This is a genomic window from Pseudomonas sp. CC11G (genome assembly GCF_056174845.1).
The window spans coordinates 1-14821 of the sequence record NZ_JBWBZC010000037.1; the positions used below are offsets into that span (position 1 = coordinate 1).

Genomic DNA, 14821 nt, shown 5'->3' on the forward strand with positions numbered 1-14821 from the left:
GCGAACTGGGCGCCGAGCTGATCGAGTTTTCGCCGCTGCGCGACAGTCAATTGCCGGAAGTGGAAGCCTTTATCTGCCTGGCGGTTACCCCGAGTTGCCCTCGAAACCGCTGCAAGCCAACCAGGCAATGCGCGCGGCCATCCATGCCCACCACGCGGCCGGCAAACCGATCCACGCCAAATGTGCGCGGATGCTGTATCTGCTCGATGCATTGACCGACAAGGACGGCGCCCGGGGCGAGCTGCTCGGCCTGCTGCCCGGCAGCGCGCAGATGCACAAGAAGCTCAAGGCCCTGGCGTTGCAGGAAATCGACCTACCCGAAGGCCGGCTGCGCGGCCACACCTACCATTACTCCGAACTGGAGTGCGCCCTGGAACCGCTGGCCCGTGGCGTCTGCCCGACCTACAAGCGCACGGCCGAAGCGGTGTACCGCATCGACCGCCTGACGGCTTCGTATATCCACCTCTATATGCCGTCCAACCCGGCGGCGGCTGCGGCGTTGTTTCTGCCCGGCACCGCGCCGGCTTTTGCCACCGCAGCTGCAGCCGGAGCCGCACAGCCAGCATGAGCGACCACGCCTACAGCGACGCCGAGCGCGCCGCCGTTTACCGCGCCATCGCCGAACGCCGCGATATGCGCCACTTCAGCGGCGGCACGGTAGCCCCCGATGTGCTGGCGCGCTTGCTCGAAGCGGCGCACCACGCGCCGAGCGTTGGCCTGATGCAGCCGTGGCGGTTTATCCGTATCACCCGTCCCGAATTGCGCGAAGCGATTCATGGCCTGGTGGAAGCTGAGCGCGTGCGCACCGCCGAAGCCCTCGGTCAGCGCGCCGATGAATTTATGCGCCTGAAAGTGGAGGGCGTGCGTGAGTGCGCCGAGCTGCTGGTGATCGCCCTCGGCGACCATCGCGAAGACCATATCTTCGGCCGCCGCACCTTGCCGGAAATGGACCTGGCCTCGGTGAGCTGCGCGATCCAGAACCTGTGGCTGGCCGCGCGCGCCGAAGGGCTGGGCGTTGGCTGGGTGTCGCTGTTCGAGCCGCAGGCGCTGGCGAACTTGCTGCACTTGCCGGCGGGGGCCAAGCCGGTGGCCGTGTTGTGCCTGGGCCCGGTGCCCGAGTTTTACCCGACGCCGATGCTGCAACAGGAAGGCTGGGCCACGCCGCGCCCACTGCATGAGCTGCTGTTTACCGATACCTGGGAGGCGCAGCCGTGAGCATCGCCTTGCTGAGCGTGGCCGGAGTGGCGATGGACGCGATTTTTGGCGAGCCAAAACGCTGGCATCCGCTGGTGGGGTTTGGCCGGTTGGCCAATGCGCTGGAGCGCCGTTTCAACCGTCCCTTTAGTGCCAGCGCAGAGGATGTCGGGCGCGGCTGGCGCAGCCATGGCGTCACCGCCTGGGTGCTCGCCGTAGTGCCGCTAACCCTGGCCGCCTGGCTGCTTAGCCTGTTGCCTTACGTGGGTTGGCTGGTGGACATCGCGGCTTTGTACCTGGCCCTGGGCATGCAAAGTTTGACCGAACATGCGCAGCCGATTATCCAGGCCCTGCGCGACGGTGATCTGGCCAAGGCCCGCGAGCGCGTGGGCTATATCGTCAGCCGCGACACCTCGGCGCTGGACGAAGACGGCGTGGCCCTGGCCGCCACCGAATCCGTATTGGAGAACGGCAGCGATGCAGTATTCGCCGCGCTGTTCTGGTTTGTGCTGCTCGGCGCGCCGGGCGTGGTGCTCTATCGTCTGAGCAATACGCTGGATGCGATGTGGGGCTACCGCAATCCGCGCTTTGAACGCTTCGGCTGGGCGGCAGCGCGGATTGACGACGTACTCAACCTGGTTCCCGCGCGCCTGGTGGCGCTGACTTACGCCGTACTCGGCGACACCCGCCTGGCCCTGCGCTGCTGGTGGCGTCAGGGCTTTACCTGGTACAGCCCGAATGCCGGCCCGGTAATGGCCGCCGGCGCCGGTGCGTTGGGCGTGGCGCTGGGTCGCCCAGCGATGTACCACGGCGCGCTGCGCGACCGCCCGCCGCTGGGCGAGGGCGTGCCAGCCGATGCCGATAGCATCGAACGCTCGGTGCGCCTGGTGCGCCGTGGCGTGCTGCTGTGGCTGCTGATTCTGCTGCTGGGAGGGCGCCTGTTTGCCTAACCCCATCGAAGGCGGGCTGGAGCATGGCGGCCGGTTGCATCTGGCTGCGCGTGAGTACGGCATTGCTGTCGGCGAGTGGCTGGATCTGTCTACCGGCATCGCGCCCTGGCCGTTTGCTGTGCCGGCGATTCCTGTGAGCGCATGGGCGCGGTTGCCGGAAAGCGGTGACGGCCTGCTGGCGGCTGCATGCACCTACTACGGCGTGGAGCAACTGCTGCCCGTGGCCGGCTCGCAAGCGGCCATTCAGATGCTGCCGCATTTGCGTGGCCAGAGTCGGGTGGGCGTGCTGTCGCCGTGTTATGCCGAGCATGCCCATGCCTGGCGTCAGGCCGGGCATCAGGTGGTGGAAATTGCCGATGCCGACGTGGCCGCGCAGTTGCCCGGGCTGGACGTGCTGGTAGTGGTCAATCCCAATAACCCCACCGGTCGCCTGTGCAGTCGCGAACAGCTACTGGCCTGGCATGCGCAATTGGCCGAGCGGGGCGGTTGGCTGCTGGTGGATGAGGCGTTTATCGACATCACTCCCGAGCACAGCCTGGCCGCTGAAACCCGGCGTGAAGGGCTGATTGTGCTGCGCTCGTTCGGCAAGTTTTTCGGCCTGGCCGGTGCGCGGCTGGGGTGTGTTCTGGCCGTCGACGCAGTGCTGAAAGCGCTGGCCGAACGTCTTGGTCCTTGGACCATCAATGGCCCGACTCGCACAGTCGCTGCGCACTGCTTTGCCGACATCGCCGCGCAGCAGCAACAGCGTGAACGCGCCGTGCAGGCCAGCCAACGCCTGGCCGATCTGCTCACGCTGTATGGCCTCAAACCCACCGGTGGCAGTGGCCTTTTTCAGTGGTGGCAAGGCGAACACGCCGCCGCGCTACACGATTTTTTCGCCCGCCAAGGCATTCTGCTGCGCCTGTTTCCTGCGCACAGCAGCGTGCGAATTGGCTTGCCGGCCAATGAGGCCGGGTGGCAGCGCTTAACCTGGGTGTTGCAGGCCTGGGCCATGGAGTTTGTGCAATGAGTAGTTTGCCAGCGCAGGCCAGCACGTTAATGGTGCAGGGCACCACGTCCGATGCCGGCAAAAGCACCCTGGTCGCCGCGCTGTGCCGCTGGCTGCATCGCCAGGGTGTGTCGGTGGTGCCGTTCAAACCGCAGAACATGGCGCTCAACAGCGCCGTTACCGTCGACGGCGGCGAGATCGGTCGCGCCCAGGCCGTGCAGGCACAGGCCTGTGGTTTGCCGGCGCATACCGATATGAACCCGGTGCTGCTCAAGCCCAATAGCGACACCGGCGCCCAGGTGATCATCCACGGCCGCGCTGTGACTAGCATGGAAGCGGCGCAGTACCACGACTATAAAAAGGTCGCGATGCAGGCCGTGCTGGCCTCGCACCAACGGCTGAGCGCGGCTTATCAGGTGGTGATGGTGGAGGGCGCCGGGTCGCCCGCCGAGATCAACCTGCGCGCCGGCGACATCGCCAATATGGGCTTTGCCGAGGCGGTGGATTGCCCGGTGATTCTGATCGCCGATATCGACCGCGGCGGCGTGTTTGCGCACCTGGTGGGCACGCTGGAACTGCTGTCGGAAAGCGAGCAGGCGCGGGTCAAAGGTTTTGTGATCAACCGCTTTCGCGGCGCGCTAAGCCTGCTGCAGCCCGGTCTCGACTGGCTGGAACAACGCACTGGCAAACCGGTGCTTGGCGTATTGCCGTACCTCACCGACCTGCACCTGGAAGCCGAAGACGCCATCGATACCCGGCAGATCGCCAAGACCGAACAGGTGCTCAAAGTGGTGGTGCCGGTGCTGCCGCGCATCAGCAACCACACCGACTTCGACCCGTTGCGCCTGCACCCGCAGGTAGACCTGCAGTTTGTTGGCCCCGGCCAACCCATTCCGCCGGCCGATCTGATCATTCTGCCTGGCTCGAAAAGCACCCGTGGCGACCTCGCTGCGCTGCGTAAAAACGGCTGGGAAACCGCCGTGCAAAAACACCTGCGCTACGGCGGCAAAGTGCTGGGGATTTGTGGTGGGTTGCAGATGCTCGGTAGCCAATTGCATGACCCGTTGGGCCTTGAAGGCGCGGCGGGCTCCAGCCCCGGTTTGGGCTTGCTCGACTTTGAAACCGTGTTGGCTGAGCACAAGCAACTGCGCAATGTGCAGGGCCGTTTGAACCTGGAAGATGCGCCCATCAGCGGCTATGAAATTCACGCAGGCGTGAGTACCGGCCCGGCGCTGGAACGGCCCGCCGTGCAGCTGGACGATGGTCGCTGTGACGGGGTGCAAAGCGCTGATGGGCAGTTACTCGGCACCTATCTGCATGGCCTGTTTGAAAGCCCTGAAGCGTGTAGTGCGCTACTGCGTTGGGCTGGGTTGCAGGATGTGCAGCAGGTGGACTACCACGCTTTGCGCGAGCGCGATCTGGAGCGGTTGGCGGATTTGGTGGAGCAGCATTTGGATACGGTGAAGTTGCGTGGGATGTGTGGGTTATGAGGGGGACTACGTTCTCCTTCGCCATTCTGGATCCCAGCCTTCGCTGCGGTCCGACGATTCGGGATGACGGTGGTCGCTATAAAAACTCCGTCGTCCCCGCGAAGGCGGGGACCCAGAATATTGCGACGAGCGCAGAGCTGAGGGACGCCACCCATGCATGAACTTATCCTCGGCGGCGCCCGCTCCGGCAAAAGCCGCCTCGCCGAACGCCTGGCCACCGAAAGCGGTTGGTCGGTCACCTATATCGCCACCTCCCATGCCGGCGACGGCGAGATGAGCGCGCGTATTCTCCAACACCGCGAACGCCGCCCGGCCCACTGGGGGCTGGTGGAAGAACCCGTGTGCCTGGCCGAGGTACTGCAAGCCCACGCCGCTCCCGAGCACTGCCTGCTGGTGGACTGCCTGACCCTGTGGCTGACCAACCTGCTGATGCTCGACAACCCCGAACGCCTGGCCGCCGAGCGCGAGGCATTGCTGGCTTGTCTGGAGAATCTGCCGGGCCGCCTGCTGCTGGTCAGCAATGAAACGGGACTGGGGGTGGTGCCGCTCGGCGAGCTCACCCGTCGTTATGTCGATGAAGCCGGCTGGTTGCACCAGGCCTTGGCTGAACGTTGCCAGCGGGTGATTTTCACCGTCGCCGGCTTACCCATGATTCTTAAAGGAGCGCCGTTATGAGTTTGTCTTGGTGGGCTGCACCCTGTCAGCCGCTGGATGCCGTGGCCAAAAGCAAAGCGGCGGCGCGCCAGCAAGTGCTGACCAAGCCGGCCGGCTCGCTGGCGGCGCTGGAAGAGGTGGCCATCGAACTGGCCGCCATGCAGGGCCGCGAGCGGCCGGTGATGGACAGCCTGTGGATCGCGATTTTTGCCGGCGACCATGGCGTGGTCGCTGAAGGGGTGTCGGCGTACCCGCAGGAAGTGACCGGGCAAATGCTGCGTAACTTTGTCGGCGGCGGGGCGGCCATCAGCGTGTTGGCGCGTCATCTGGATGCGGCGCTGGAAGTGATCGACCTCGGCACCGCCCCGCCGCTGGAGCCGCTGCCGAACGTGCGTCATTTGAACCTCGGCGCCGGCACGTTCAACTTTGCTCAGGGTCCGGCGATGACCCAGACCCAGCTGTATATCGCCCTCGAAGCCGGCCGCGACAGCGCACGCCGGGCCAAGGCCAGCGGTGCGCAGCTGTATATCGGCGGTGAGATGGGCATTGGTAACACCACGTCCGCCAGCGCGCTGGCAGCGGCCCTGCTGGATTGCCCGGTGGCGCTGATCGTCGGCCCCGGCACCGGCCTGAACGCCGCTGGCGTGGCGCACAAAACGGCGGTGATTGAGGCCGCGTTGAAATTGCATATGCCCCACGTGGAAAACCCGTTGGCCCTGCTGCAACACCTCGGCGGCTTTGAAATCGCCGCGCTGGTGGGCGCCTATGTGGCCTGTGCGCAGGAAGGCATCACCGTGCTGGTGGACGGTTTTATCTGCACCGTCGCGGCCCTGCTCGCCGTGCGCCTGAATGCCGATTGCCGCTCGTGGCTGCTGTTCGGCCACCAAGGTTCCGAGCCCGGTCACCATGCCGTGCTGGAAGCCCTGCAAGCCCGGCCATTGCTGCAACTGGGCCTGCGCCTGGGCGAGGGCAGTGGCGCTGCGTTGGCCGTGCCGTTGCTGCAAATGGCCTGCCGGCTGCACAGCGAGATGGCGACCTTTGCCGAAGCGGCCGTGGCCGACCGCGCGCCATGAGCATCGCGCTGAGCCTGCTGCGTCACGGCGCCACCGAACTGGCCGGCGGTTTTCGCGGCAGCATCGATGATGCGTTAACCGCAGAAGGCTGGGCGCAGATGCAGGCGGCCGTGGTGGATGCCGGGCCGTGGGACCTGATCGTCAGCTCACCCCTCAAACGCTGCGCGGCGTTTGCCCATGAACTGGCGGCTGAGCGGCGCACGCCGTTGCTGTTCGAGCCGGACGTGCGCGAGCTGCACTTCGGCGCGTGGGAAGGGCAGACTGCCCTGGCGCTGATGGCCGATCAGGAAGCCGAGCTGGGTCAATTCTGGAATGATCCCTACGGCTTTACCCCGCCCGATGGCGAGCCAGTTTTGGACTTTGCTCAACGTGTACTGGCAGCTATTGAACGCCTGGTCGCCAACCATAGCGGCAAACGCGTGCTGCTGATCAGCCATGGCGGCGTAATGCGCTTGCTGCTGGCCCAGGCCCGTGGGTTACCCCGCGAACAACTGCTGCAAGTGGACGTGCCTCACGCCAGCCTGCATCGCCTGACCGTGCAGGCGCCTTGTGTGTTGCAGGAGACCGAATGATTCCACTGCTGATCGCCGTGCAGTTTCTCACCAGCTTGCCGGTGCGCCTGCCAGGCATGCCGAGCCCGCAGGAACTGGGGCGGTCGCTGCTCTGGTATCCCGTGGTCGGCTTGCTGATCGGGTTGCTGCTGTATGGCCTGAATGCTGTCTTGAGCGGCACGCCGTTGCTGCTGCATGCGGCGTTGTTGCTGGCTGCATGGGTGGCGTTGAGTGGCGCGTTGCACCTGGATGGTTTGGCCGACAGCGCGGATGCCTGGCTGGGTGGTTTTGGCGACCGGGAACGCACGCTGACCATCATGAAAGACCCCCGCAGCGGGCCGATCGCGGTGGTGACGTTGGTCGTCGTGCTACTGCTGAAATTTGCCGGCGTGGTGGCCTTGGTTGAGCAACAGCACGCCAGCGTCTTGCTGCTCGCGCCGTGGTTCGCCCGGGGGTTGTTGCCGGTGCTGTTTATGACCACGCCCTATGTGCGCGCCGGTGGGCTGGGGCAGGCGTTGGCTGAGCATCTGCCGCGTGAGCGGTTGCCCGTGGTGCTCGGTGTGCATGCGCTGGCGATGCTGCTGTTCGGCTGGAGCGCGGTGCTGATGCTGGTGGGCGGCGGGTTGCTGTTTGTGTGGCTGCGGCAGCGGATGATGGTGCGGCTGGGCGGCACGACCGGCGATACGGCGGGGGCGATGGTGGAGTTCGTTGAGTGCGCCGTTCTGGTGATAGTCGCGCTTTCTTGATCTGCGTTTGCAGGATTCGAGGCTTCAGCCTCGACGCTCTTGATCTTCGCCAGCCGCTCTATTGCGCCACACCATCGGATTCACCCCCTCCATCCGGGTAAATGTCCGGGAAAAATGCGCCTGATCGCAAAACCCGCATTCCGCGCTGATCTGCGTAAGCGTCATATCCGACTCCAGAATCAACCGCTTGGCCTGCTCAATCCGTTGCTGGTGAATCCAGTCCTGCGGCGACAGCCCGGTGCTGCGTTTGAACGCGCGGGAGAAGTGGCTGCGGCTCAGCGCGCAAGCCTGGGCCAGTTGCGGCACGGTGATCTTCTCGCTGAGCAGGGTATGAATCAGCTTCTTGGCCAGTCGTTCGCGCCAGGGAGTCAGCCCGCCGGTAACCAGCGCGGCGGTGTCTTCATCGGTTAATCGGCGGGGTATCCATTGAAAACTGGCCATGACCTTTCCTTTGTACAAAGCGTGGCCTGAGTGTGGCAGGCGCTGCGCTTGGGACAAGGTTCATGGGCGGCCCATACCGGCCAACAGGGTGCGCAATACGGACACCTCTAGAACGGGTGTTCTAGCCAAACTGTTGGCGGTATTGAATTGGCGTCAAACCGAGCTTTTCGCTGAACAGAAAACGCATATGCCGGGTGCTGCCCAAGCCCGCGCGATAGGCCACGGTTTTCAACGGCAGGTCGGTGGTTTCCAGCAGGCTGCGGGCGCGGTCGATACGCGCGTGCTGGAGAAATTCCATCGGCGTCATCTGCACTTCGCGGCTGAATATCCGCGCGAAATTACGCGCGCTCATGCCGGCCATACTGGCCATACGTTCCACCGAAAACTCTTCGTCCAGGTGCGCCAGCACATAGGTTTGCACCTTGTTGATTGGCGTGTCCTGTTCGGCCAGCGCGGCCAGCATGGGGCTGAACTGCGCTTGCCCCCCCTGGCGTTTCATCGCTACCAGCAGCACCTTGGCAACATCCACCGCTACTGATTTGCCATGGTCTTCAGCCACCACCGCCAGCGCCATGTCGATGCCTGCGGTTACGCCGCCGGAGGTGAGCAGGCGGCGGTCTTTGATAAAGATCTGGTCCGTGCCGATGCGCGCTTTCGGGTATCGCTTGCCGAGGCGCTCGGTGTAGTTCCAGTGGGTGGTCACCTGGTGGTTATCCAGCAGGCCGGCTTCGCCGAGAATAAAGCGCCAGTGCAGATCGACCCGTAGAGCGGGCAGCGTTGCACGGCGGTTTTCAGCCAGCGGGTAACGGCCGGATAACGCTCGTTGTAGGCGCCGGGGCCGCCCGGCACCAGCAGCAGGTCGTAGGGTTCGCAACCGTCGTCGAGGGTCAGGTTGGTTTGCACGGTCACGCCGTTGGAGGCGCGGACCTGACGGTGTTCGCTGCCAATGGTGATCACCTGGTACCAGTCGTTTTCCGGCAGAAAACGGTTGGCCACTGAAAACACTTCGAAGGGGCCGGCCATATCCAGGAGCAGGAATTCGGGGAACAACACCATCGCCACGGTTTTCATTGGATAGCTCGCGCCAAAAGCTGGGAGAAATGAACTTACAGTGCTGTCCGTAAATTCGCACGAAGCTGTTTGTTTTTAAAGAGAAAATTGTGACGGAGGCGGGGTAGTTGCGTGCCCCATTTGGGTGCTTCGCGGATCGAATGCCGTCGCCACGGTGAAAGGCGCGCATACTCGAATGGCTGTGCTGGCTACCTGTCAGCGCGCGACACAAGGAACATCCCATGAGTCAGCGCACCTTCGCCAACCACCTGGTCTGGAACGCGGCGAAACTGGTTGGCAAGGAACCCCAGGCGTTTCTCGCCATCCGCCGGCAAAAGGCGGCGACGACGCGGTGTATCACCGCATCCTCGCCGACCAGCATTTCGAGTACAAAATTGACGCGGAAACCGCCGCGCTCGGCGAGCTGGCCAAGGTGGTCAGCATCGATAAAAACGACAACCCGGTGTTCTGAATGAAGCGTGAGGGCGGCGTTGTTGGGCTTCGCCGATGGCTCAACCCAACCTACGGCAATGGGTAGGTTGGGTTGAGCGCAGTGAAGCCCAACAAGTCACTCGCTCAGCGTCATCAAAATGTCCGAATACCAGGCGCAGTTCAGGCCCAGGGCTTCGTCTATTTCCAGGTCGCGGTTTACGTCCAGGCGCGAGGAGTGCACGCCCAGCAGCAGCCAGGGCAGCTCGCGCTTATCGTCGGCCGGCAGGCGCATCACAATCGGCGCACCACTGGAACCACGGTGGGTTCGCGCGTCGGTCAGAAAATACCCTTCACCCTTGAAGCGCAGGCCAAACGCCGAGGCAATGCTGGCCTGCCGGGCAACCGGCATATGGTGCAGGGTGTCGTGGAAACCGAGCGGGAAGCCCACCACCAACAGCGCGCTGCCAATGTCGATGCCTTTCTTCAGGTCGGCCAAGTGGTCCGGGGTGAACGCTTGATACACCGTGGTTTCGGGCAGTGCGCTGCGATCGATTTCCACCACTGCGATATCAATCTCGCCGCCGAGTCGGTGCCTTGGCGCCACAGGCTTTTGCCGTCCTCGAACAATGGGATGGAAAAACCGGTGGACTCAGCCAGGTTTTCTTCGTTGGTGTGCAACTCGATTTGCAGATGGCTGGGGTGATGGTCGGTGGGCTCGTCGATCACCACATGGCGACTGGTGACCAGAAACAGGCGCTCGTCGCGGGCGAAGAAAAAGCCGCTGGCGTTGGTCAGCGGGCGTTCGAGGTCGAAGGTAGAGACGCGTGCGGTGGCGAGCAGCAGGGTTCCAGCATGGTGCGATACATCCTGTAAGGGGCAAGTGCTAGTTAAGAAGAGCGCGCCGCCCGGAAGGTTCTACCTATTTGTTAACCACTGGGCGGTGCATATGAAAGCGCTGGCTTTCCTCGATGCTGAAATAATCGGTCGGGCCGCCGCCACGCATGATCGGCTGGGCCAATACGGTGTTGTACACCCCATCTTCCAGCACCGCTGTATCAATGTGCACAGCCACCACTTCACCAAGCACCAGCCAGGTGTCGATCAGCCCGCCGTTGGCGTTTTGCAGCTGCACGATATCGCTGAGCCGGCATTCGAATGACACCGGGCTGGCCAGTACCCGTGGCGGCTTGACCAGCCGTGACGGCGCAGTAGCCAACCAGCCAGTTCAAATTCGTTCACCTCGGGGGCCACCAACGCCGAGCTGGTGTTCATCTGCTCGGCCAGCGGACGGCTGGCCAGGTTCCAGACGAACTCCTTGCTGGCGGCGATATTGCGCACGCTGTCTTTCCAGCCAATGCTGGAAAACCCAATGATCGGCGGCGTGTAATTGAAGGCGTTGAAGAAGCTGTACGGCGCCAGGTTGAGCACGCCGTCGGCGCTTTGCGACGAGATCCAGCCAATCGGCCGCGGCGCGACGATGGAGTTCAGCGGGTCATGTTTCAGGCCATGGCCCAGCTTGGGTTCGTAGAAATGGAATTCGCGCATCAGAGGGCCTCGCAAAGGTGGTTCCGCCTTTGTGGGAGAGGCTTAAGCCTCGATGCTTTCAAGATCAAGAGCATCGAGGCTAAAGCCTCTCCCACAGAGAGCTTCGTTAGCTGTTAATCACGCGATAGCACGGCACATACGCCGCACCACCCGGCAACTTCATCCGGTGCTGTTCAACGAAGGCTTGCAGCAGCTTGTCGAGCGGCTCCATCACTTCGTGGTCGCCATGATTTCGTACGGGCCGAATTCTTCGATCAGGCGAATGCCGGTGGCCTTTACGTTGCCCGCCACAATCCCGGAAAACGCGCGGCGCAGGTTGGCGGCCAGTTCGTGGGGCGCAATGCTGCGGCTCAGTTTCAGCGCGGCCATATTGGCGTGGGTCGGCTCGAACGGGCGCTGGAAACCTTCGTCGATCTTCAGCAGCCAGTTGAAGTGAAACGCATCGGCGCGTTCGCGGCGGAATTGTTTCACTTCCTTCAAACCCGCCGTCATCTGCCGGGCCACTTCAGCCGGGTCGTCGATGATGATCTGGTAATGCGCCTGCGCGGTTTCGCCCAGGGTGGCGCCGATAAAGGCGTGCAACTGCTCGAAATAGGCTTTGGCGCTGCGCGGCCCGGTGAGGATGACGGGGAAGGGCAGGTTCTGGTTATCCGGGTGCATCAGAATGCCCAGCAGATACAGGAACTCTTCTGCCGTGCCGGCACCACCGGGGAAAATGATGATGCCGTGGCCCACGCGCACAAAGGCTTCCAGGCGCTTTTCGATGTCCGGCAGAATCACCAGCTCATTCACGATCGGGTTCGGCGCTTCTGCGGCGATGATGCCCGGCTCGGTCAGGCCCAGGTAGCGGCCGCCGGTGATGCGTTGTTTGGCGTGGCTGATGGTGGCGCCTTTCATGGGGCCCTTCATCACGCCTGGGCCGCAGCCGGTGCACACGTCCAGGCTGCGCAGGCCCAGTTCGTGGCCGACCTTCTTGGTGTACTTGTATTCCTCGGTGCTGATGGAGTGGCCACCCCAGCACACGACGATTTTCGGCTCTACACCGGGGCGCAGGGTGCGGGCGTTGCGCAGCAGGTGGAACACGTAGTCGGTGATGCCTTGCGAGGTGTCCAGGTCAATGCGTTGGCTGTCGAGTTCGTTCTCGGTGTAGACGATATCGCGCAGGGCGCTGAAGAGCATTTCGCGGGTGCTGGCGATCATCTCGCCGTCTACGAAAGCGTCGGCCGGGGCGTTCAGCAACTCCAGGCGCACGCCACGGTCTTGCTGGTGAATGCGCACTTCGAAGTCTTTGTACGCATCGAGAATGGTTTTGGCGTTATCGATATGCGCGCCGGTGTTGAGGATGGCCAGGGCGCACTGGCGGAACAGGGCGTAGATGCTGCCGGAACCGGCTTCGCTGAGTTGCTGCACTTCGCGTTGGGACAATGTCTCCAGGCTACCTTTGGGGCTGACTGAGGCGTTGATTACTTGTCTGTGGCGCATTCTGAATTCCATGAATGAGGTGCGATGGTGTGTAGGTTGGCGTTGAGCAAAGCGAAGCCCAACGATACGCCATCGTGAGACCACGTTGGGCTTCGCTTTGCTCAACCCAACCTACGACCATGCTAATCGCGTGGTGTGCCAGGATCAAAGCATCGAAAAGCGGCTCGGCGTCACGCGGGCAGGTACATCCCAAACGTATTGATGCCATCGCGACTATCCACAAACACCTCCCCGCCATGCATCAACGCAATCGCCTTGACGATGGCTAACCCCAACCCATGGTTTGCGCCGCTATTGGTGCGCGCCGCATCCACCCGGTAAAACCGCTCGAACAACCGAGGCAAATGCTCGCCCACAATCACCTCACCGGGATTGGCCACACCAATGCTCACGCGCTGTTCATGACGGTTGATATGCACGTTGATGGTCTGCCCGGAAGCCGTATGTTGCACGGCGTTGTTCAGCAGGTTGATCAGCGCGCGGCGAAAATGCGCGCGTTCGATCAGCACCTGGGCGTCGCCATGCACCTGCACATTTACCCCGGCGTCTTCGAGAATAAAGTCCAGGTAATCCACCGCCGTTGCCACTTCGTCCGCAAGGGAAGTGGTGGTCAGTTGCGTGGCCTTGTCGCCCTGGTCGGCGCGGGCCAGAAAGAGCATGTCGTTGATGATCGAGCGCAGGCGTTCCAGCTCTTCGAGGTTGGATTGCAGCACCTCGAAATAATGCTCGGCCGAGCGGCCACGGGTAAGCGCCACTTGGGTCTGGCCAATCAGGTTGGTCAGCGGTGAACGCAGTTCATGGGCCACGTCAGCGTTAAAGGATTCCAGGCGCGTGTAAGCCTGTTCGACCCGGCCGAGCGTGGTGTTGAAGGCACTGGCAAATTGCTGCAGTTCCGGCGGCAAGGCCGATAGCTGCAAACGCCCGGAAAGCCGTGGCGGCGTGAGTTTTTCCGCTTCGGCGGAGAGCTTGAACAGCGGCCGCAAACCCACCCGCGCCACCCAATAGCCGAGTGCCGACGCCAGCAGCACGCCAATCACGGCCAGGCTGATCAGCGCCATCAGCAAATGGTGTTGGGTTTGCCAGAAGGTTTCCGTGTCGATGGCAATCAGAAACCGCAGCGGCGGGCGGCCGTCTTTGGCCTGGAACTGGCTGACCAGCACTTTTTGCGGGTAAGTGCGGTCGTCCATTTCCATGTCGCGAATACCCAACGGGCCAGCGGCGAATTCACGGATGGCGTGGTCGGGGTTGCCGAACTCGAAGTGCGGGTCACCGCTGACCACCCAGAAGCGGATGCGCTTGTCTTCTTCACTTAGCAGCGTGAGTTTGCTGGTGATCTTGGCCCAGTGTTCGGGCGTGCCAAAGCGGTCGATGGCCGACTCCAGCACGCTGTACCGCGCATCCAGTTCGGCTTCGGGCAGCATGTTCATGCCCTTGTCCACTTGCTGGTACAGGGCGCCGCCAATCAACAGAAACACCAGCAGCGCGACCAGCGTAAACAGCACGCTCATGCGCAGGGCAATGGATTGGCTCAGGTTGGTGGACTCACTCGCCATGGCGGCTCTCCAGCACATAACCCATGCCGCGAATGGTGTGCAGCAGCTTGCCGGGGAACGGCCCGTCGAGTTTGGCGCGCAGGCGTTTGATTGCCACTTCCACCACATTGGCATCGCTGTCGAAATTCACGTCCCAGACCATTTCGGCCAGCGCGGTTTTCGACAGAATTTCGCCTTGATGGCGGGCCAGTGCACTGAGCAGCGAGAACTCCTTGGCGGTCAGGTCCAGGCGCTGGCCGCTGCGGGTGGCTTTGCGGCTGATCAGGTCGACAGCCAAGTCCGCAATGCTGATCTGCACCGGCTCATGGCCGCCGCCGCTGCGCCGGGTCAATGCTTGCAGGCGGGCCACCAATTCGAGGAAGGAGAAGGGCTTGCCCAGGTAATCATCGGCGCCATCGCGCAGGCCGCGAATACGGTCTTCGACCCGTTCACGGGCAGTAAGCATGATCACCGGGGTTTGCTTGCGCGCTCGCAGCGCGCGCAACACACCAAAGCCATCGAGGCCCGGCAGCATCACATCAAGCACGATCACCGCGTACTCGTTTTCCAGTGCCAGGTGCAGGCCTTCAATGCCCTCGCGCGCCACGTCCACGGCATAACCTTGTTCGGTGAGGCCGCGGTGCAGGTAGTCGGCGGTCTTTTCTTCGTCTTCGATAATCAGAATGCGCATGG

The 14821-nt window shown here is 63.0% G+C and carries 14 protein-coding genes and 4 pseudogenes; 11 read left to right on the forward strand and 7 right to left on the reverse strand.

The features are described from left to right. The 9 genes and pseudogenes from AC0V2S_RS25710 to AC0V2S_RS25750 form a co-directional block, all read left to right on the forward strand. Positions 1 to 568 (forward strand): annotated as a pseudogene (locus AC0V2S_RS25710) (cobyrinate a,c-diamide synthase); the annotation flags it as partial. After that, positions 565 to 1215, forward strand: coding sequence for a 5,6-dimethylbenzimidazole synthase (gene bluB / locus AC0V2S_RS25715; protein ID WP_475512189.1), 651 nt, complete (start codon positions 565 to 567; stop codon positions 1213 to 1215). The pseudogene AC0V2S_RS25710 and the gene bluB, both read left to right, overlap by 4 nt. Beyond that, complete coding sequence (gene cbiB / locus AC0V2S_RS25720) at positions 1212 to 2144, forward strand: adenosylcobinamide-phosphate synthase CbiB (protein ID WP_475512190.1); 933 nt, start codon at positions 1212 to 1214, stop codon at positions 2142 to 2144. The genes bluB and cbiB overlap by 4 nt, the downstream gene beginning before the upstream one ends. Further along, a complete protein-coding gene (gene cobD / locus AC0V2S_RS25725; RefSeq protein WP_475512191.1) occupies positions 2137 to 3153 on the forward strand; it encodes a threonine-phosphate decarboxylase CobD in 1017 nt (338 codons plus the stop codon). The genes cbiB and cobD overlap by 8 nt, the downstream gene beginning before the upstream one ends. Continuing rightward, positions 3150 to 4622 carry a cobyric acid synthase gene (locus tag AC0V2S_RS25730; protein ID WP_475512192.1) on the forward strand — a complete coding sequence of 491 codons (1473 nt, stop codon included), beginning with the start codon at positions 3150 to 3152 and terminating at the stop codon, positions 4620 to 4622. Before cobD ends, AC0V2S_RS25730 begins: the two co-directional genes overlap by 4 nt. Positions 4623 to 4775: 153 nt before the next feature. Beyond that, positions 4776 to 5297 (forward strand): bifunctional adenosylcobinamide kinase/adenosylcobinamide-phosphate guanylyltransferase, encoded by a 522-nt coding sequence (gene cobU, locus AC0V2S_RS25735; RefSeq protein ID WP_475512193.1) that lies wholly within the window; start codon positions 4776 to 4778, stop codon positions 5295 to 5297. Continuing rightward, the gene (cobT, locus tag AC0V2S_RS25740; RefSeq protein WP_475512194.1) at positions 5294 to 6349 is read left to right on the forward strand and encodes a nicotinate-nucleotide--dimethylbenzimidazole phosphoribosyltransferase; all 1056 of its coding nucleotides are present in this window, start codon (positions 5294 to 5296) and stop codon (positions 6347 to 6349) included. The genes cobU and cobT overlap by 4 nt, the downstream gene beginning before the upstream one ends. After that, positions 6346 to 6921: an alpha-ribazole phosphatase family protein gene (gene cobC, locus AC0V2S_RS25745; RefSeq protein WP_475512195.1), complete on the forward strand. Its 576-nt coding sequence runs from the start codon at positions 6346 to 6348 to the stop codon at positions 6919 to 6921. Before cobT ends, cobC begins: the two co-directional genes overlap by 4 nt. Further along, entirely contained in the window at positions 6918 to 7646 is a 729-nt protein-coding gene (locus tag AC0V2S_RS25750) for an adenosylcobinamide-GDP ribazoletransferase (RefSeq protein ID WP_475512196.1), read from the forward strand. The genes cobC and AC0V2S_RS25750 overlap by 4 nt, the downstream gene beginning before the upstream one ends. Positions 7647 to 7670: 24 nt before the next feature. On the opposite strand, the gene AC0V2S_RS25755 is transcribed toward AC0V2S_RS25750, so the two are convergent. Both AC0V2S_RS25755 and AC0V2S_RS25760 read right to left on the reverse strand, forming a co-directional pair. Further along, positions 7671 to 8087: a helix-turn-helix domain-containing protein gene (locus tag AC0V2S_RS25755; RefSeq protein ID WP_475512197.1), complete on the reverse strand. Its 417-nt coding sequence runs from the start codon at positions 8085 to 8087 to the stop codon at positions 7671 to 7673. A gap of 121 nt (positions 8088 to 8208) precedes the next feature. Next, positions 8209 to 9158: pseudogene (locus tag AC0V2S_RS25760) on the reverse strand (GlxA family transcriptional regulator). 154 nt (positions 9159 to 9312) lie between these two features. On the opposite strand from AC0V2S_RS25760, the gene AC0V2S_RS25765 reads away from it, so the two are divergent. Then, the gene (locus AC0V2S_RS25765; RefSeq protein WP_475512198.1) at positions 9313 to 9609 is read left to right on the forward strand and encodes a hypothetical protein; all 297 of its coding nucleotides are present in this window, start codon (positions 9313 to 9315) and stop codon (positions 9607 to 9609) included. Between the two features lie 96 nt (positions 9610 to 9705). Here the strand turns inward: AC0V2S_RS25765 and AC0V2S_RS25770 are convergent, their stop codons facing one another. Beyond that, positions 9706 to 10128 carry a serine protease family protein gene (locus AC0V2S_RS25770; RefSeq protein WP_475512199.1) on the reverse strand — a complete coding sequence of 141 codons (423 nt, stop codon included), beginning with the start codon at positions 10126 to 10128 and terminating at the stop codon, positions 9706 to 9708. 35 nt (positions 10129 to 10163) lie between these two features. Here AC0V2S_RS25770 and AC0V2S_RS25775 point away from each other — a divergent pair, with 35 nt between their 5' ends. Next, positions 10164 to 10442 (forward strand): hypothetical protein, encoded by a 279-nt coding sequence (locus AC0V2S_RS25775; RefSeq protein WP_475512200.1) that lies wholly within the window; start codon positions 10164 to 10166, stop codon positions 10440 to 10442. A gap of 46 nt (positions 10443 to 10488) precedes the next feature. Here the strand turns inward: AC0V2S_RS25775 and AC0V2S_RS25780 are convergent. The 4 genes and pseudogenes from AC0V2S_RS25780 to AC0V2S_RS25795 form a co-directional block, all read right to left on the reverse strand. Further along, positions 10489 to 11114, reverse strand: a pseudogene (locus AC0V2S_RS25780) (flavin reductase family protein). 106 nt (positions 11115 to 11220) lie between these two features. Further along, positions 11221 to 12596 (reverse strand): annotated as a pseudogene (ppnN, locus tag AC0V2S_RS25785) (nucleotide 5'-monophosphate nucleosidase PpnN). Positions 12597 to 12766: 170 nt separating this feature from the next. Then, the gene (locus AC0V2S_RS25790) at positions 12767 to 14149 is read right to left on the reverse strand and encodes a heavy metal sensor histidine kinase (protein WP_475512201.1); all 1383 of its coding nucleotides are present in this window, start codon (positions 14147 to 14149) and stop codon (positions 12767 to 12769) included. Then, positions 14139 to 14819, reverse strand: coding sequence for a heavy metal response regulator transcription factor (locus AC0V2S_RS25795; protein WP_475512202.1), 681 nt, complete (start codon positions 14817 to 14819; stop codon positions 14139 to 14141). Before AC0V2S_RS25795 ends, AC0V2S_RS25790 begins: the two co-directional genes overlap by 11 nt. Between the last annotated feature and the right edge of the window lie 2 nt (positions 14820 to 14821).